Source organism: Streptomyces maremycinicus (assembly GCF_001184025.1).
In the GTDB taxonomy this organism is placed as follows: Bacteria; Actinomycetota; Actinomycetes; order Streptomycetales; family Streptomycetaceae; genus Streptomyces; species Streptomyces maremycinicus.
On the sequence record NZ_BBYG01000008.1, the window covers coordinates 460,315 to 477,744 of the forward strand.

The following is a 17,430-nucleotide window of genomic DNA, read 5'->3' on the forward strand; positions in this document are numbered from 1 at the left end:
TGTTCCGCGGGATTCGCACCGGCGACATCCGCGTCGTTCCTCCTGACAGGGGCAGAGTCGGACCATGGACTGGCTGAAGAAGCTCCCCGGCATCGGGCCGTGGATCGCGCGCCTCATGGCCACGCACGCGTGGCGGTCGTACGAGCGACTGGACCGGGTGAAGTGGACGCGGCTGGCCGCCGCCATGACCTTCGTCAGCTTCGTCGCGCTCTTCCCGCTGCTGACCGTGGCCGCCGCCGTCGGCGCCGCCCTGCTGAGCGAGTCCCAGCAGCAGGACCTCCAGGACAAGATCGCCGACCAGGTCCCCGGCATCTCCGACCAGCTGGACATCAACGGCCTGGTCCAGAACGCGGGCGCGATCGGTCTCATCGCCGGTGCGCTGCTGCTGGTCACCGGCATCGGCTGGGTCGGCCAGATGCGGGACTGTCTGCGCGCCGTGTGGGAGCGGCCCGACGACGACGAGAACCCCTTCCTGCGCAAGGCCAAGGACACCGGCGTCCTCGTCGGCTTCGGCGGCGCCGTCCTGCTCACCCTCGCCATCTCCACCGTCGCCTCGGCGCTGGTCGGCTGGATCACCGAGCAGTCCGGCATCGACAAGGAGGGCTGGGGCAGCGTCCTGCTGCGCGTCGCCGCGTTCTCCGTCGCCGTCCTCGCCGACTTCCTGCTCCTGCTGTACGTCCTCACCCTGCTGCCCGGGGTCGAACCCCCGCGCCGCCGCCTCGTCGTCGCCGCGCTCATCGGCGCCATCGGCTTCGAACTGCTGAAGCTGCTGCTGAGCGGCTATATGCAGGGCGTGGCCGCCAAGAGCATGTACGGGGCGTTCGGCGTGCCCATCGCCCTGCTGCTGTGGATCAACTTCACCTCGAAGCTGGTCCTCTACTGCGCGGCCTGGACGGCGACGGGCAGCGTCCCCGACAACCCCCGGGACATCGACGTCAGCGACGACGTCGTACCAGGTCCGGCAGCGGCCAGCGGCGGTTGACCAGGTACCCGCCGCCCGCGAGCAGCACCAGCAGCCCACCGGTGATGGCCAGCGCGATCCACATGCCGCCCGAGCCGCTTCCGGTCACCGCGCCCGCCACCGGCTTCGCCGACACGGCTCCGGCGCCACCGGCCTGTCCCTCGGAGGGAGACGGGCCCGCGCCGGGCTGCGCGCCGGCCGGCGCGGTGCCCTTCGGCGCGACCAGCTCACCGACCGGCGTCACCTTGCCGACCGCCTGGAAGCCCCAGTCCAGCAGCGCGGCGGTCTCCTTGTAGACCTCGTTGTGGTCGGTCTTCTCCGGGTTCATGACCGTCACGAGCAGCACCTTGCCGTTGCGCTCGGCCACGCCGGTGAAGGTGGCGCCCGCGTTGGTGGTGTTGCCGTTCTTGACGCCCGCGATGCCCGGGTACTGGGAGATGTCGTAGTCGCCGCTCAGCAGCCGGTTGGTGTTCTGGATCTCGAAGGTCCCGCGGGTGGTCCTGCCCTTCTTCTTCGTCGTCTCGCCGGGGAACTTGGCCGTGACGGTCGCGCAGTACTCCCGGAAGTCCTGCTTCTGGAGTCCCGAGCGGGCGAACAGCGTCAGGTCGTACGCGGAGGAGACCTGGTGGGGGGCGTCGTAGCCGTCCGGGGAGACGACGTTGGTGTCGAGGGCCTGGAGCTCCTCGGCGTGCTCGTTCATGTCCTTGACGGTCTCGGCGATGCCGCCGTTCATCTGCGACAGGACATGCACGGCGTCGTTGCCGGAGCGCAGGAAGACGCCGAGCCACAGGTCGTGGACCGTATACGTCTCGCCCTCCTTTATGCCGACGAGGCTGGAACCGGCCCCCATGCCGGCCAGGTCCGCGGCCTCGACCTTGTGCACGGTGGTCTTCGGGAACCTCGGCAGCACGGTGTCGGCGAAGAGCATCTTCAGCGTGCTCGCCGGGGGCAGCCGCCAGTGCGCGTTGTGCGCGGCGAGCACGTCTCCCGACTCGGCGTCGGCGACGATCCACGACCGTGCGGTGAGGTCCTTCGGCAGCACCGGCGCGCCGCCCGCGAGCGCCACCTGCGTCCCGGCCTGCCCGAGCCGCGTGCCGCCCAGGGACGACATGTTCGCCGGGGGCGCGACCGACGGCGACGCGGAGGCGGACGCCGATCCGGAGGCCGCGGCGGACGCCGACACGGACGCCGACGGTGATCCGGACGCCGCCGGGGACGGTGACGGGCTCGGCGCCGCGAGCGAGACGGGCGCCGTGAGCGCGAGGGACGCGAGGGTCGCGGAGGTGACCAGCAGGGTTCGCCTGACGGTCTGCATCATGGGTGCGGGCACGACGGAGAACGTACCTGGCACGCGACGGGATGTCCCGTCCCCCACCCCACCCCGGTCACGGAACCGGACAACCGCCGGTGATACTGAACCCATGAAGCTCAGCCGCCCCGTTTCCTGGTTCCTGCTCGCCTTCGGGGTGTGGAGCTGGGTCATCTGGGTCACTTTCGTCAAGAACCTGGTCAAGGACAGCAGCGGACTCGCGTTCGACGACGGCGATCCCACGGCGTACTTCTGGGTGCACCTGACGCTCGCGGTCGTCTCCTTCGTATTGGGGACGGTCGTCGGGGCCATCGGGTTGCGTGGTCTGCGGGCACTGCGGCGGGCGTCATAGCCATGGTGATCGTCTTCGCGCTGCTCGCCCTGACCGTGCTGGTCGCGGCCAACTGGTACCTGTGGCGGCGGCTGTTCCACGACACCACCCGCGGCCCCGGACCGGCGCGCCGCGGCGGGGCGGTACTGGTCGCGGGCGGCTGGGCGCTGGCGATCGGCGCCCTGGTCGCCGAACGCGCCGGCGCTCCCTTCTGGCTCCAGCGCGCACTGGCCTGGCCGGGCTTCCTCTGGCTGGCCCTGTCGGTGTACCTGCTGCTGGCCGTGATCGTGGGCGAGGCCGTACGGCCGCTGCTGCGCCGCTTCCTGGAGAAGCGGGCCGAGCGGGCACCCGCCGAGACACCGGCCCAGGCGCCCGCGGCGCACCCCCAGCCCAGCCCGCTCCCGGTCGGCGGGCCCACCCCCGGGTCACCGGAACCCGAGCGTCCGGCACCGTCCGTCTCCGCCCCGTCCCGCCGGCTCTTCGTGTCCCGGGTCGTGGGCGGCGCCGCCGCCGCGGTCGCCGTCGGGACGGTCGGCCACGGCACCTACGGCGTCCTGCGCGGCCCCCGGGTCAAGCGGGTGACGGTGCCGCTGGCCAAGCTCCCGCGCGCCGCCCACGGGTACCGGATCGCGGTCGTCAGCGACATCCATCTGGGCCCGGTCCTCGGCCGCGGCTTCGCGCAGCGGGTCGTCGACACGATCAACGCGACGCAGCCCGACCTGATCGCGGTCGTCGGTGACCTGGTCGACGGCAGCGTGAAGGACCTCGGCCCGGCGGCGGCCCCGCTCGCGCGGCTGAAGGCCCGGCAGGGCACCTTCTTCGTCACCGGCAACCACGAGTACTTCTCCGGCGCCGAACAGTGGGTGGAGGAGGTGCGGCGACTCGGCATGGACCCGCTGGAGAACGCACGTCAGGAACTGCCCTGGTTCGACCTGGCCGGCGTCAACGACATCGCGGGCGAGAGCGAGGGTCAGGGGCCCGACTTCGACGGCGCCCTCGGCGACCGTGACACCACGCGCGCGTGCGTGCTCCTCGCCCACCAGCCCGTCCAGATCCACGACGCCGTACGCCACGGCGTGGACCTCCAGCTCTCCGGCCACACGCACGGCGGTCAGCTGTGGCCCGGCAACTTCCTGGCGGCCGCCGCCAACCCGACCGTGGCGGGGCTGGAGCGCTACGGCGACACCCAGCTGTACGTGTCCCGGGGCGCGGGCGCCTGGGGTCCGCCGACCCGGGTCGGAGCGCCCTCCGACATCACCGTCGTCGAACTGGCCTCGACGCACGCCTGACGGACCGTCAAAAATCCTCGGCAGGCTGTGAACAGGCTGTGAAACCCGGGCGAAACACGGCGTCGGTAAGTTCTTTCCCATCTCGTCAGATTCCTCTTCCCCCTGGCGAAACACGTGTGATTAGGTGAGCCCGCCGCCAAGGGGGGCGGCACTTTCTTCTGGGGACTGGGCCCCTCGGGCGGCCTGGGGAGGCAGGGCATCACCATGCGATCTGTTCGCATGCGGATACTCGTGACGCTGCTGGTTCTCGCGGTCGTCGCAGTGGGCGGCTGGCAGTTGCTGCCGTCGCGGGACAGCGGTGGCGGCGAGACCATCACGGTCGGCACCACGGACACCGTCACCTCGCTCGACCCGGCGGGCGCCTACGACGCCGGATCCTGGGCGTTGTTCAGCAACGTCTTCCAGTCGCTGCTGACCTACGAGCCGGGCGGTGTCTCGCCCGTGCCGGACGCGGCCGAGAGCTGTTCCTTCGCCGGCGGCAGTCTCCTCACGTACACCTGCGAACTGCGTGACGACCTCACCTTCGACAGCGGCGCCGAGGTCACCGCCGAGGACGTGAAGTACTCCTTCGAACGGGTCAAGAAGATCAACTCTGATGTCGGCCCGGCGTCCCTGTTCTCCACCCTGAAGTCGGTGGACGCCAAGGGTCTGAAGGTCACCTTCCACCTGTCTGCGCCGGACGCCACGTTCCCGTTCAAGGTGGCCACCGGCGCGGGCTCGATCGTCGACCACACCCGCTACCCGGCGGACGGACTGCGCGTCGGCAGCGGCGTCGACGGCACCGGCCCGTACCGGCTGACCCGGTACACGAAGGGCAAGAAGATCCTGCTGTCGCCCAACCCGCGCTACCAGGGCGCGGTGTCGACCGGCGCCCCCGTCGAGCTGCGCTACTACGCCGACCCCGAGGCCCTGGACAAGGCGTGGAAGGCCAAGGAGATCAAGGCCGCCACCCGTCAGCTGCCGCCCTCGGTACTGGCCGCCCTCGACACCAGCGACCCCGAGCAGCGCGTCTACGAGGCCGACGGCTCCGAGACCCGCAACCTGTACTTCAACACCCGCTCCGGCTCGCCGCTGCACGCCACGGAGGTGCGCAGGGCGATGGCCTGGCTGATCGACCGGGAGCAGCTGGCGGCGAGCGTGTACGACGGGACCGTCGAGCCGCTGTACTCGCTCATCCCGACCGGTATCACCGGCCACACCACCTCCTTCTTCGACAGCTACCCGCACCGCGACGCCACGAAGGCGCGCAAGCTCCTCGAGGCGGCCGGTGTCGGCATCCCGGTGAAGTTCACCTACGGCTACGGCGTGGGCAGCGGCGCCGCGGCGGCCGAGGCGGAGGAGCTCAAGCGGCAACTGGAGGCGAGCGGTCTGTTCCGGGTGGACGTCAAGGGCTACGAGTGGACCGACTTCCAGAAGCGGTGGGCCACCGGCAAGCTCGACGCGTACGCGGTCGGCTGGGTCGCCGACTACCCCGACCCGGACACCTTCGCCGGCCCGCTCGTCGGCACCGGCTCCACCATGAACACCGGCTTCAGCGACAAGGCCGTCGACAAGTACATCGCCGGCAGCCGCCAGTTCGCCGACCGCAGCCGGGCCGCCGGCGACTTCCGCGACCTCCAGCAGGTCGTCGCCCGGGAGGTGCCTGTCGTCCCGCTGTGGCAGCGCAAGGAGTACATCGTCACCAGCGCGGACATCGGCGGCGGCCAGTTCCTGGCGGACGGCAACGGGGTGTTCCGCCTCTGGAAACTCGACTGGATCTGAGCCAAATCCCCACCCGGCTCGCGGACCTGATCCCGTGAGCCGGGCATGCGCCCCCGTCCCACCGGGCAGGCACCCGGAGCGGCACCATGTGACGGAGGTGTGTACGGGATGAGGAGCAGACGTGCTGAGACGCAACTCCTTCCGGCTGCCCCGGCACCCGGCGTCCGTCGGTCTCGCCCGGCGCCGGGTACGGGACCATCTCGCCGACTGGGGCCACGGTCCCGACGACCCGGCGCTGGCGGACGTGATCCTCGTCGTGTCCGAGCTGGCCACCAACGTCGTACGCCACGGGCCCCTGCTGGAGCGGGAGTTCGAGGTGGCCGTCACCGCCCTCGGGGACGGTTCCTGTCTCATAGAGGTCTCCGACGAGGGCCGGCTCGAACCCCGGCCGCGGCAGGTCGGCGAGTCGGAGGAGCACGGCCGCGGCCTGCACCTGGTGGAGCACCTCGCCGCCGCGTGGGGCGTCTGGAGCCGGGGCCGCCACGGCAAGACGGTGTGGGCCCTGGTCACGGCCCCCGCCTAGGGGGTCGCCCGGGCATCCGCTCGGTGGCACACGCTCAGACGCAGGCCTTCGGCCGGGCCGGCAGCGTCACGGTGACGGCCAGGCCCTCGCCCGGCGCCGTCCGCACACTCACCTCGCCGCCGTGCGCCCGGACCACCCCCTGCACGATGGCCAGGCCTAGGCCGCTGCCCGCGCCGCCCCCGGCCCGGAAGAAACGGTCGAAGACCCGGGCCGCGTCCTCCGGTCCGAGCCCCGGCCCCTGGTCCTCCACCGACAGCCGTACGACCCCGTCCACCCGCTCCACACCGAGCCGTACCGGTACCTCGGCGGACGTGTGGGTGCGCACGTTGGCGACCAGGTTGCCCAGCACCTGACGCAGCCCCGACTCGTCGGCCCGCACCAGGACGGCCCCGTCGGCCTCGACCGTGACCGGCCGCCCGGGCTGCTGCGCGCGCAGGTCCTGCGCCGAGTCCCGCACCAGACGACTCACGTCCACGCCCCGCAACCGCAGTTCGGGCCGCTGGTCGAGACGGGCCAGCGTGAGCAGCTCGTCGACGAGCCGGCCCATCCGGTCCACCTCGCCGTTCATCCGGTCCCAGGCCCGCCGGCGCTCCTCCCGCTCGACCAGCATCCCCTGGTCGTAGAGCTGGAGGTAGCCGCGGATCGCGGCGAGCGGGGTGCGCAGTTCGTGCGAGGCGTCGGCCACGAAGCGGCGCAGCTGGGCCGCGCTGTGCTCGCGCGTGCGGTACGCCGTCTCCACCTGGTGGAGCATGGAGTTCAGGGCGAGCCGCAGCTGCTCGACCTCCTGGGTGGGGTGGTGGCTGGAGGGTACGCGCCGGGTCAGGTCGCCCTCGGCGATCGCCGACGACGTCTCCACCATGTCCTCCAGCGGCCGCATCCGCCGCCGCACGCTGAACAGGGTCAGACAGGCCAGCAGGGCCAGCAGCAGGGTGCCGACGGCGAGGTCGAGCTTCAGGGCCTTCGCTATGCCCTGGTGCAGGGCCTCCGTGGAGGTGGCCATCAGGATGTAGGTGCCGTCGGGGAGCCGGGTCGCGGTCGCGCGGTAGGTGTCGCCCAGCACGGTGACGTCGTGCGGGTCGGTGTCGGTGCTGAGGGCGAGCGGGTCGGACACCGCCCGCGCGAGGCCGCGCTGGGCCTCGGTGGGCTCGACGGCGAAGATGGCGAGGGCGCTGCCCCGGCCGTCGACGGCGGTGAAGATCGATTCCGGTGCCGGCCGGCTGTCCGCGTTCCGCGTGTCCGTGCCCTCGTCCGTGGACCGGGGCATGAGCCGGTCGCTGACGACGCTCAGCACGGACAGCGAGTCGATCTGGCGCAGGGTGAGCTGCGAACTGCCCAGCGAGTCGCGCATCTTGGTCAGCTCGGTGTCCACCTGGTCGACCAGGTAGTGGCGCATCCCCATCAGGCTGACGGCGGTCGCGACGACGATGCCCAGCGCGAGCAGCCCCACGTTCGCCGCCGTCAGCTTGGCCCGCAGCGAGTGGATGCCGTGCCGGTGGACGCGCCTCACGCCAGCCCGTATCCGACGCCCCGCCGGGTGGTGATCACCGGCGGTCCCAGGACGTCCAGCTTGCGCCGCAGATAACTGATGTAGGTCTCGACGACCGTCGATTCCGGCGGGGTGTGCTCGTACTGCCAGACATGACGCAGGAGTTGCTCCTTGGGCACGATCCGGCCGCCGTTGCGCACCAGGAACCGCAGCAGCGCGTACTCGGTGGGTGTGAGCTCGACCGAGCGGCCCGCGCGGTGCACGCTGTACGTCGTCTCGTCGAGCTCCAGGTCGCCGTAGCGCAGGGGCGGCCGCTGCGGCAGGACGTCGGCCGGCCGGGTACGGCGCAGCACCGCGGTGATCCGGGCGACGACCACCTCGATGTCGAACGGTTTGGTGATGTAGTCGTCGCCGAAGCCCAGGGCGCCGACGATCTCGGTCGGCGCGTCCCGCGCGGTGAGGAACACCAGCGCCAGACCGGGCCTGCGCGCCCGCAGTTCACGCCCCAGCGCCCGGCCGTCGCCGTCCGGCAGCATCACGTCCAGCAGGGCCACGTCCGGCCGGGTGCGGTCGGCGAGGGCGAGGGCCTCGCGGACGGTGCCCGCCACCATGACCTCGAAGCGGTGGAAGCGCAGGGCGATGGCGAGGACGTCCGCGATGCTCGGTTCGTCCTCCACGACCAGCACGGTGCCGGAAGCCGTCGTCATGCCCCCAGTATCGGCGGACCCGCCCACGATCGGGCCGGTTCCCGCTTTGGAGTTCCTTGAGAGTCATGGTCGTCACATGTCCTTGCACGCGTGGCGCCGCCGATCCTGTTGTCCAGGACCTGGGGGACCGACCGACGATCTGTTGAAGGAGATTGAGCGTGGCGGCATTGGCACGCTGGTGCTATCGGCACCGGCTGGTGGTCCTGTTGCTCTGGGTGGGGGCGCTGTTCGGCCTGGGATTCTCGGCCTCGACGGCGGGCACAGACTACGCGAACGTCTTCTCCCTCCCCGACACGGACTCCAAGAAGGCGTACGACCTGATGGAGAAGGCGTTCCCGGCGAGCGCCGGCGACACCGACACGGTCGTGTGGAAGGTCGACGAGGGCTCGGTACGGGACCAGGACGTACGGTCCCGGATCCAGCCCGCGCTGGACGAGATCGCGAAGATGAAGGGCGTCGGCGGGGTCACCGGTCCGTACGCCCCGGACACGGCACAGATCAGCGGTGACGGGCGGATCGCCTACGCCCAGATCACCTTCACCGAGCAGGCGAACGCCGTCCCGAAGGAGCTCGTCCAGGACGTCGTCGACACCGCGCGGGACGCCGGAAAGGACGGCCTGGAGGTCGAGGTGGGCGGCCAGGCCGTCCAGCGGGTGCAGGAACCGCCCACCGGACTCGCCGAGATGGTCGGCCTCGCGGCGGCGGCCGTCGTCCTGTTCCTGGCCTTCGGCTCGCTGTACGCCATGCTGCTGCCGCTCGCCGTGGCGGTCTTCGGCGTCGGCATGGGCCTGTTCTCGACCCAGCTGCTGAGCCATGTCACGGACATCCCGGACCTGGCCCCGCTGCTGTCCTCGCTGATCGGCCTCGGCGTCGGCATCGACTACGCCCTGTTCATCGTCACCCGGCACCGCAAGGGCGTCCTGCGCGGCATGGACCCGGAGGAGTCGGCGGTCACCGCCCTCAACACCTCCGGCCGGGCCGTGCTGTTCGCCGGCGGCACGGTGTGCATCGCCCTCGCCGGGATGCTGGTGACGAACCTGCGCTTCCTGGACGGCGTCGTCATCGGCACCTCCCTGACGGTGGTGCTGAGCGTCCTCGCCGCGACGACCCTGCTGCCCGCGCTGCTCGGCTTCCTCGGCCCGCGCGTGCTCAGCCGCAAGCAGCGGCGCCTGCTGGCCGCGACCGGCCCCGAGCCGGAGAGGACGAGCGGCCCGGCGGCCCGCTGGTCGGTGGGCGTCCAGCGCCGGCCGCGGACGATCGCCGCGATCGCGCTGGTCGTCATGGCCGTGCTCGCGCTCCCCGTGCTGTCCCTCCGTCTCGGCGCCACCGACCAGGGCAACGACGACGCCTCGACGACCACCCGGCAGGCCTACGACCTGCTCGCCGAGGGCTTCGGGCCGGGCTTCAACGGCCCGCTCCAGGTGGTCGTGGACGGCGCCGGCGCCGACGCCCTGGCCCAGGGCATCAAGGGCACGGAGGGCGTCGCCCAGGTGGTCGCGCTGCCGCCCGCGAGCGGGGTGACGGTCATCCAGGTGGTGCCCACGACCTCGCCGCAGTCCGAGCAGACCGACACCCTGATCGACCGCCTGCGCGACGAGGTGATCCCCGACGCCGGGGCCCGGGCGCACGTGGGTGGTGTCACGGCGGTCTCCAAGGACTTCGCCACCGTCACCGGCGACCGGCTGCCGCTCTTCGTCGCCACCATCATCGGCCTGGGCTTCCTGCTGCTCCTGGTGGCCTTCCGCTCCCTGGTGGTGCCACTGACGGCCGCTCTGATGAACCTGGTCGCGGCCGCGGCCTCGTTCGGTGTGCTCGTCGCGGTCTTCCAGTGGGGCTGGGGCCTGGACCTGCTCGGCCTCGGCAAGGAGGGGCCGATCAACGCCTTCCTGCCGGTCATCATGCTGTCCCTGCTCTTCGGCCTGTCGATGGACTACCAGGTCTTCCTGGTCAGCCGGATGCACGAGGAGTGGGTGCACACCAGGGACAACGCGCGAGCGGTCCGGGTGGGCCTCGCGGAGACCAGCCGGGTCATCAACTCCGCCGCCCTGATCATGGTCTGCGTCTTCCTCGCCTTCGTGCTCAGCGGCGACGCGGGCGCGGCGATGGCGGGCGTCGGCCTCGCGGCCGCGGTCGCGCTGGACGCGTTCATCCTGCGCACGGCACTGGTGCCGGCCGCGATGCACCTGCTCGGCGACTCCAACTGGTGGCTGCCCGGGTGGCTGGAGAAGCGGCTGCCGCATCTCGCGGTCGAGCCCAAGGAGGAGGCGGCGGCGCCGGAGCCGGCCGCGGCCGGCGAAGGACCGGCCTCGGTCGTGCACGGCTTCGTCCGGAACACCGCCGGTGAGCCGGTGGAGGACGCGACGGTCACCCTGCTGTCGCAGGGCGGCCGGGAACTGGACCGCGTGACCTCCCTCGCCGACGGCTCCTACATCCTCTCCGTCCCGGCCCCGGGAACGTACCTGCTGGCCACGACGGCCGCCCCGCCCCTGCTCAGGCGCGCCCGCAAGCTGACGGTGGCGGGGGAGCCGCTGGTCCTCGACGTGGAGCTGGAGGAGGGCGCCGAGGTGGGCTGACTCAGTCCGAGGAGGAGTCCGCCGGGCCGGGCGGACTCTTCCTCACGGGGTCCGGCAGGGCGTTGGTCATGCCGGGCAGGAAGTCCGTGAACAGGTCGTGGACCTCGAGGACGAGCGGCCGCAGCACCCGGAACCGGGCCAGCGCCACCCCCCGCGCGGTGAGGCGCGCGCCCCGCCCGGCCAGCCGGTAGCTGCGCTCGCGCCCCGGCGTACGGTCGTAGATCCAGTACATGACGAGGCCCATCTGGGAGAGCCACATCAGCTCGGGCAGCACCTCCCGCAGCTCCTCCGGGACCTTCGCCTTCGACCCCGCGAGCACCTCCTTGTGGACGGCGATGGCCTCCTCGCGCGCGTGCTCCGACTCGGCGGAGAACGGGCTGAGCGGGCTGTCCGGGTCGGCGGCGTTCTTGAAGAACTGGACCGCGAACTCGTGGTACGGCTCGGCCACCTCGAGCCAGACCCGCAGCACCCCCGCCAGCCGGGCCTCCAGGCCGGTCTCCCGGGACAGGACGTCCCGGACGGCCTCCCGGTGCTCGGCGGCCAGCCGGTCGTAGAAGCCCTGGATCAGGTGCTCCTTGCCGGCGAAGTAGTAGTACGCGTTGCCGACCGAGACACCGGCCTCCTTGGCGATGGCCCGCATCGTCGTCTTGTCGTAGCCGCGCTCCTGGAACAGCCGCATCGCCGTCTCCAGGATCAGAGCGCGGGTCTGCTCGGACTTGGACGTGGGGACGGCCTCATGGCGTTCGGTCGCGGGGGCGGCCTCATGGGGCTCGGACGGGGAAGCGGCCTCGGCGGGACCGTCGTTGTTCGCGGGCACGTACAGGAGCCTAGCCAGTGGCGCAGGCGCCGTCGGCACAGGTGGGCCGCCGGTAGCTCCAGCCCTGCTGCGGGTCGTACGACCAGCCGTCGCCGCGGCGGTAGACACCGCCGTCCCAGCCCACGGCCTGCCCGTGGCTGTCGCGCCACCTGGCGGCGGCGAGCACCGCTCCCCGCGCCAGTTTCGCCCCGGCGGGAGTGCTCAGCCGGTGGGACGTCGGGCGGTACTCGCGCAGCGCCCACAGGGTGACGATCCAGGCCGCGGGGCCCCGGTAGACCTGGCCCGAGTCGCCGACGACGGTGATCTCGTCGAGGGTCGCGCGGTGGTCGAGGCCGGGGAAGCGGGCGGCCGCCTCCGCGGAGCCCGCCGGGACGAACTCCAGCGGCACCAGCTGCGACTGCCGGCCCAGCCAGTCGCGCAGGTAGCGGCACAGGGGACACGCGGCGTCGTGGAGCACGGTGAGCCGGCGGACCGGGACGCGCCGGGCGTCCCGGTCGGCGGCGTCCCGGTCGGTGGCCGGTCCGGCGGCCATGGTGCTCACGCCCCGGCGGCGGGTGCCGAGGGGGCGGTCCAGGCCTGCGGGGCGACGGGCGGGACCTGCTCCCGCTCCATGACCCCGCGCCGCCGGATCCGGTTGAGGACGTACACGTTGGCCAGGTGCATCGCGCCGAGGACCAGCAGCACCACGCCGAGCTTGGTCGAGAGGGCCTCGAAGATGCCGCGCGTGTCCTCGATGGTGTCGTCGCCGCTCAGGTAGAGGGCGACGAAGCCGAGGTTGAGGAGGTAGAAGCCGACCACCAGGAGGTGGTTGACGGCGTCGGCGAGCTTCTCGTTCCCCTGGAGCACGTCGGCGAGGAAGATCCGCCCGTTGCGACTGAGGGTCCTGGCCACCCAGACGGTCAGACCGATGCTGACGACCAGGTAGACGACGTAGGCGATGACCGTGCGGTCCATGTTCCCCACCCTTTCTTGAACGCGTTCAAAACGCTGTCGAGGCATGACTGTAGCGCTTGTTTTGAACACGTTCAACTGGAGGGGTGCCGCTGTCCCGCCGCGCTAACGCCTCGCCAGCTCGGGCCGCTTGAGGTAGTCCGTGAGCCCGAGGACGTTCCCCCAGGGGTCGGCGATCTCGACGGTCCAGCCGGTGGACGTGGAGAACGGCGGGTCCAGAAGGGTGAGGCCGGCCCCGGTCAGCCGCCGGGCCGCGGCCCGCGCGTCCGGCACCTCCAGCCACAGGCGTGGGGACGGCCACGGTGGCGGCCGGTGCCCCAGGCCCTCCTCCTGCCGGAGGAGGATCCCCGGCGTCTCGCCCCCTGCCTTCAGCAGTGCGATCCCGGCCTCGTCGAACCGCAGTCCCACCGTGAACCCGGCCCGCTCGTAGAAGCCGACCGCCTCCCCGAGGTCCCCGACGGGCAGCAGGACGTTGTCGAATCCGAGCAGCTCGTACGACTGGTCATCTGACATGCCGTCAGATTAGGTGGAGGGGGCCCGAAAACCGGTCAAGAGCACCCCGGTCTCCGCGTGGCGGGATTTCTGCTGCAAGATGTTGGGCCAGCCATCCGCGCTCATCACCTCTACGGATGGTCCGATCACCTGACCTCGGGGGAACTCACCTTGTCCGAAACACCGCAGCAGCCGCAGCCGCCACAGGAGCCCCAGCAGCCGCCGACGCCGCAGCCGCCCCATCCCGGCTACGGGTACCCCGGCGCGGGCCCCGCCGGTCCCGCCGGCCCGCAGGACGCCGGGCCGTTCGGTGGTCAGCCCGGTCAGCCCGGGCCCGGCCCCTACGGTTACCCCCAGGCCGGCCCGCCGTACCCGGGCTACGCCCACCCCGGCTACGCGGCCCCCGGCTACCCCGCGCCCGGTTACATACCGCCCGGCACCTTCACCGGCGATCCCCAAGCCCCTTACGGGTACGACCTCATGGGCCGCCCCTACTCCGAGAAGTCGAAGATCGTCGCGGGCGTGCTCCAGCTCACCCTGGGCAGCTTCGGCGTCGGCCGGTTCTACATGGGTGACGTCGGCATCGGCCTCGCCCAATTGTTCACCTGCGGAGGCCTGGGCATCTGGGCGCTGATCGACGGCATCATCCTGCTGGTCAGCGACGACAAGACCGACTCCGACGGGCGGATCCTGCGTGGCTGACGCGGACCGCCTCTCCACGAGGTGTCCGGCCGCGCTGCGGCACCCGGCGGCGGGGCCCCTCGCGGTGCTCGCCGCCGGCGCGGCCGGTTCCGTGTACCTCTACGTCACCGATCCGCACCAGCCCGGCCACTGGCTGCCGCGGTGCCCGTTCCGGCTCGTCACCGGCCTGCTCTGCCCCGCCTGCGGCGGCACCCGCATGGTGTACGACCTGATGCACGCTCACTTCGCCCAGGCCTGGCTCGACAACCGGGTCCTGCTGCTCGCCTCGCCGTACGCGCTCGCGATGCTGGTCCGCTGGATGTGGGAGGGGCTGCACGGCCGCGCCTGGCATCCGAACCTGGGCCCCAGGGCGTTGACGGTCGTTCTCGCCGTCGCGGTGGCATGGACGGTGCTGCGGAACGTCGTTGACTGATTTTGATCACGGATCAGGAACGATGGATCATCTGTACTCCCTTTTTACCCTCTGTTTTCTCTAGGCTCACCAGTCACAGGGGGGACGTCCTGGCATGGCGGAGCCGTGCGAGGACGTGGGTCGAGATCGGTCGACGTCGGTCGACGCGTGTGGTTGTCGCGTCGCGTCCCTCCTGGACTCCCCATTTCGGAGCAGGCCGCCTCGGCCTCCCGCAGTCATCCCAGGAGCAGTTCTCATGACCGTCCCCACCCCGCAGGCCCCCTACGGGGTCGACCCGCTTGGTCGTCCGTACTCCGACAAGTCCAAGATCGTCGCCGGTATCCTCCAGCTCTTCCTGGGCACCCTCGGCATCGGACGCTTCTACGTCGGCTCCGTCGGCGTGGGCGTCGCCCAGCTGCTCACCTGCGGCGGCCTCGGCATCTGGGCGCTGGTCGACGGCATCCTGTTCCTCACCAGCAACGACCGTACCGACAAGCAGGGTCGCGTCCTGCGCGGCTGACATCGGCACGGCGACACGGCGAGGGCCCCGCTCCTTCATGGAGCGGGGCCCTCGCCGTGTGCCGGGCTCAGCGAGCCGGGAGGCTCAGAAGCGGCGCGTGATCAACGCCCGCTTCACCTCCTGGATCGCCTTCGTGACCTCGATACCGCGCGGGCAGGCGTCCGTGCAGTTGAACGTCGTACGGCAGCGCCAGACGCCGTCCTTGTCGTTCAGGATCTCCAGACGCTGCTCACCCGCCTCGTCACGCGAGTCGAAGATGAAGCGGTGGGCGTTCACGATCGCGGCCGGACCGAAGTACTGGCCGTCGTTCCAGAACACCGGGCAGGACGAGGTGCAGGCGGCGCACAGGATGCACTTCGTCGTGTCGTCGAACCGCTCGCGGTCCTCGGCGGTCTGGAAGCGCTCGCGCGTGGGCTCGTTCGTGTCCTTCGTGATGAGGAAGGGCATGACGTCCCGGTACGCCTGGAAGAACGGCTCCATGTCGACGACCAGGTCCTTCAGGACCGTCAGGCCCTTGATGGGCTCGACCGTGATCGGCTTCTCGGGGTTGATGTCCTTGATCAGCGTCTTGCACGCCAGGCGGTTCTTGCCGTTGATCCGCATCGCGTCCGAGCCGCAGATGCCGTGGGCGCAGGAACGCCGGAAGGTCAGCGTGCCGTCGACGTCCCACTTGATCTTGTGGAGACCGTCGAGGACGCGCTCCTTGGGATCGATCTCCAGCGTGAAGTCCTGCCAGGCGGCTTCCGCCGAGACCTCCGGGTTGAACCGGCGGATCCGGAAGGTGACCGTGATGTACGGGGAGGCCGCGGACTCCGCCTCGACCTTGTCCAGAACGGGGGTTGCCATCAGTACTTACGCTCCATCGGCTGGTAGCGGGTCTGGACGACCGGCTTGTAGTCGAGTCGGATGGACTCGGTGCCGTCGTCGCCCACCTCGCGGTACGCCATGGTGTGGCGCATGAAGTTGACGTCGTCGCGGTTCGGGTAGTCCTCGCGGTAGTGACCGCCGCGGGACTCCTTGCGGGCCAGCGCGGACACCGCCATGACCTCGGCCAGGTCGAGCAGGTTGCCCAGCTCGATGGCCTCCAGCAGGTCCGTGTTGAACCGCTTGCCCTTGTCCTGGATCGAGATGTTCCGGTAGCGCTCGCGCAGCTCGGCGAGCTTCTCCACCGCCGTCTTGATCGTCTGCTCGGTGCGGAACACCATGACGTTGGCGTCCATGGTCTCCTGGAGCTCGCGGCGCAGTTCCGCCACCCGCTCGGTGCCCGTGGACGTACGAAGGTGCTCGACCTGGTCGATGACCTGCTGCGCGGGGTTTTCCGGCAGCTCGACGTACTCCGCCTTCTGCGAGTACTCGGCGGCCGCGATACCGGCCCGCTTGCCGAACACGTTGATGTCCAGCAGCGAGTTCGTGCCCAGGCGGTTGGCGCCGTGCACCGACACACAGGCGACCTCGCCGGCCGCGTACAGGCCTGGGACGACCGTCGTGTTGTCGCTCAGGACCTCACCCGCGACGTTCGTCGGGATGCCGCCCATCGCGTAGTGCGCGGTGGGCTGGATCGGGATCGGGTCCGTGTACGGCTCGATGCCGAGGTACGTGCGCGCGAACTCCGTGATGTCCGGGAGCTTCGCGTCCAGCTGCTCCGGCGGGAGGTGGGTGAGGTCCAGGTAGACGTGGTCGCCCTCGGGACCGCAGCCGCGGCCTTCCCGGATCTCGGTGTAGATGGAGCGGGACACGACGTCACGCGACGCGAGGTCCTTCATGACCGGCGCGTACTTCTCCATGAAGCGCTCGCCGTCCTTGTTGCGGAGGATGCCGCCCTCACCGCGGGCGCCCTCCGTCAGCAGGATGCCCATGCGCCAGATGCCGGTCGGGTGGAACTGGAAGAACTCCATGTCCTCCAGGGGCAGCCCGCGCCGGTACACGGCGGCCTGGCCGTCACCCGTCAGCGTGTGAGCGTTGGAGGTCACCTTGAAGAACTTGCCGGTGCCGCCGGAGGCGTAGATGACGGCCTTCGCCTGGAAGACGTGGATCTCGCCGGTGGCCAGCTCGTACGCGACCACACCCGCGGACCGCTTGACCCCGTCGACCTCGGTGATCAGCTGGTCGAGGACGTAGAACTCGTTGTAGAACTCCACGCCCTCCTTCACGCAGTTCTGGTACAGCGTCTGGAGGATCATGTGACCGGTGCGGTCGGCCGCGTAGCAGGACCGGCGGACCGGGGCCTCGCCGTGGTTGCGGCTGTGCCCGCCGAAGCGGCGCTGGTCGATCGTGCCGTCCGGCGTCCGGTTGAACGGCAGGCCCATCTTCTCCAGGTCGAGGACGGAGTCGATGGCCTCCTTCGCCAGGATCTCGGCGGCGTCCTGGTCGACCAGGTAGTCACCGCCCTTGACCGTGTCGAAGGTGTGCCACTCCCAGTTGTCCTCCTCCACGTTGGCCAGCGCCGCGGCCATGCCGCCCTGCGCGGCGCCCGTGTGGGAGCGGGTGGGGTAGAGCTTGGTCAGCACGGCGGTGCGGCTGCGCTTCGTCGACTCGATCGCGGCGCGCATACCGGCGCCGCCCGCGCCGACGATGACTGTGTCGTACTTGTGGATCTTCATGAGTGTGTCTCTCAGTC

18 protein-coding genes are annotated in these 17,430 nt (G+C 70.9%); 9 read left to right on the forward strand and 9 right to left on the reverse strand.

Annotation, left to right across the window (positions count from 1 at the left end):
* The first annotated feature begins 64 nt into the window (after nucleotides 1-64).
* Nucleotides 65-982, forward strand: coding sequence for a YihY/virulence factor BrkB family protein (locus tag AOQ37_RS02195; protein WP_062640536.1), 918 nt, complete (start codon nucleotides 65-67; stop codon nucleotides 980-982).
* On the opposite strand, the gene AOQ37_RS02200 is transcribed toward AOQ37_RS02195, so the two are convergent.
* Nucleotides 936-2,291, reverse strand: a complete 1,356-nt coding sequence (locus tag AOQ37_RS02200) for a D-alanyl-D-alanine carboxypeptidase family protein (RefSeq protein ID WP_470793892.1) — start codon at nucleotides 2,289-2,291, stop codon at nucleotides 936-938. The two genes, AOQ37_RS02195 and AOQ37_RS02200, sit on opposite strands and share 47 nt — an antisense overlap.
* Before the next feature lie 91 nt (nucleotides 2,292-2,382).
* Between AOQ37_RS02200 and AOQ37_RS02205 the strand changes: the two genes are divergently transcribed.
* The 4 genes from AOQ37_RS02205 to AOQ37_RS02220 all read left to right on the forward strand — a co-directional run bounded on the left by AOQ37_RS02205 (nucleotide 2,383) and on the right by AOQ37_RS02220 (nucleotide 6,174).
* Entirely contained in the window at nucleotides 2,383-2,622 is a 240-nt protein-coding gene (locus AOQ37_RS02205; protein WP_057602998.1) for an SCO4848 family membrane protein, read from the forward strand.
* Between the two features lie 2 nt (nucleotides 2,623-2,624).
* Entirely contained in the window at nucleotides 2,625-3,890 is a 1,266-nt protein-coding gene (locus tag AOQ37_RS02210) for a metallophosphoesterase (RefSeq protein ID WP_062640538.1), read from the forward strand.
* 219 nt (nucleotides 3,891-4,109) lie between these two features.
* Complete coding sequence (locus tag AOQ37_RS02215; RefSeq protein ID WP_234436765.1) at nucleotides 4,110-5,651, forward strand: ABC transporter substrate-binding protein; 1,542 nt, start codon at nucleotides 4,110-4,112, stop codon at nucleotides 5,649-5,651.
* Between the two features lie 121 nt (nucleotides 5,652-5,772).
* A complete protein-coding gene (locus AOQ37_RS02220; RefSeq protein ID WP_062640542.1) occupies nucleotides 5,773-6,174 on the forward strand; it encodes an ATP-binding protein in 402 nt (133 codons plus the stop codon).
* Between the two features lie 34 nt (nucleotides 6,175-6,208).
* Here the strand turns inward: AOQ37_RS02220 and AOQ37_RS02225 are convergent, their stop codons facing one another.
* Nucleotides 6,209-7,681, reverse strand: coding sequence for a sensor histidine kinase (locus AOQ37_RS02225; protein ID WP_062640543.1), 1,473 nt, complete (start codon nucleotides 7,679-7,681; stop codon nucleotides 6,209-6,211).
* On the reverse strand, nucleotides 7,678-8,367 hold the full coding sequence (locus AOQ37_RS02230) for a response regulator transcription factor (protein WP_062640545.1): 690 nt from the start codon (nucleotides 8,365-8,367) through the stop codon (nucleotides 7,678-7,680). The genes AOQ37_RS02225 and AOQ37_RS02230 overlap by 4 nt, the downstream gene beginning before the upstream one ends.
* Before the next feature lie 167 nt (nucleotides 8,368-8,534).
* Between AOQ37_RS02230 and AOQ37_RS02235 the strand changes: the two genes are divergently transcribed.
* Nucleotides 8,535-10,940: an MMPL family transporter gene (locus AOQ37_RS02235; RefSeq protein ID WP_062640547.1), complete on the forward strand. Its 2,406-nt coding sequence runs from the start codon at nucleotides 8,535-8,537 to the stop codon at nucleotides 10,938-10,940.
* A gap of 1 nt (nucleotide 10,941) precedes the next feature.
* Here AOQ37_RS02235 and AOQ37_RS02240 read toward each other — a convergent pair whose 3' ends face one another.
* From AOQ37_RS02240 to AOQ37_RS02255, 4 genes are all read right to left on the reverse strand, one after another.
* Entirely contained in the window at nucleotides 10,942-11,757 is an 816-nt protein-coding gene (locus AOQ37_RS02240) for a TetR/AcrR family transcriptional regulator (RefSeq protein WP_062640549.1), read from the reverse strand.
* A 10-nt stretch (nucleotides 11,758-11,767) separates the two neighbouring features.
* Entirely contained in the window at nucleotides 11,768-12,289 is a 522-nt protein-coding gene (locus tag AOQ37_RS02245; RefSeq protein ID WP_062641386.1) for a thiol-disulfide oxidoreductase DCC family protein, read from the reverse strand.
* Between the two features lie 5 nt (nucleotides 12,290-12,294).
* Nucleotides 12,295-12,711: a hypothetical protein gene (locus AOQ37_RS02250; RefSeq protein ID WP_062640551.1), complete on the reverse strand. Its 417-nt coding sequence runs from the start codon at nucleotides 12,709-12,711 to the stop codon at nucleotides 12,295-12,297.
* A 102-nt stretch (nucleotides 12,712-12,813) separates the two neighbouring features.
* Nucleotides 12,814-13,221 carry a VOC family protein gene (locus AOQ37_RS02255; protein WP_062640553.1) on the reverse strand — a complete coding sequence of 136 codons (408 nt, stop codon included), beginning with the start codon at nucleotides 13,219-13,221 and terminating at the stop codon, nucleotides 12,814-12,816.
* 150 nt (nucleotides 13,222-13,371) lie between these two features.
* On the opposite strand from AOQ37_RS02255, the gene AOQ37_RS02260 reads away from it, so the two are divergent.
* The 3 genes from AOQ37_RS02260 (at nucleotide 13,372) to AOQ37_RS02270 (ending at nucleotide 14,813) form a co-directional block, all read left to right on the forward strand.
* Complete coding sequence (locus tag AOQ37_RS02260; RefSeq protein WP_062640555.1) at nucleotides 13,372-13,902, forward strand: TM2 domain-containing protein; 531 nt, start codon at nucleotides 13,372-13,374, stop codon at nucleotides 13,900-13,902.
* Nucleotides 13,895-14,314: a DUF2752 domain-containing protein gene (locus AOQ37_RS02265; RefSeq protein WP_062640557.1), complete on the forward strand. Its 420-nt coding sequence runs from the start codon at nucleotides 13,895-13,897 to the stop codon at nucleotides 14,312-14,314. The genes AOQ37_RS02260 and AOQ37_RS02265 overlap by 8 nt, the downstream gene beginning before the upstream one ends.
* A 235-nt stretch (nucleotides 14,315-14,549) precedes the next feature.
* Nucleotides 14,550-14,813, forward strand: coding sequence for a TM2 domain-containing protein (locus tag AOQ37_RS02270; RefSeq protein ID WP_062640559.1), 264 nt, complete (start codon nucleotides 14,550-14,552; stop codon nucleotides 14,811-14,813).
* Between the two features lie 84 nt (nucleotides 14,814-14,897).
* On the opposite strand, the gene AOQ37_RS02275 is transcribed toward AOQ37_RS02270, so the two are convergent.
* Nucleotides 14,898-15,659, reverse strand: a complete 762-nt coding sequence (locus tag AOQ37_RS02275) for a succinate dehydrogenase iron-sulfur subunit (protein WP_062640561.1) — start codon at nucleotides 15,657-15,659, stop codon at nucleotides 14,898-14,900.
* A complete protein-coding gene (sdhA, locus tag AOQ37_RS02280) occupies nucleotides 15,659-17,413 on the reverse strand; it encodes a succinate dehydrogenase flavoprotein subunit (protein WP_062640563.1) in 1,755 nt (584 codons plus the stop codon). The genes AOQ37_RS02275 and sdhA overlap by 1 nt, the downstream gene beginning before the upstream one ends.
* Between the last annotated feature and the right edge of the window lie 17 nt (nucleotides 17,414-17,430).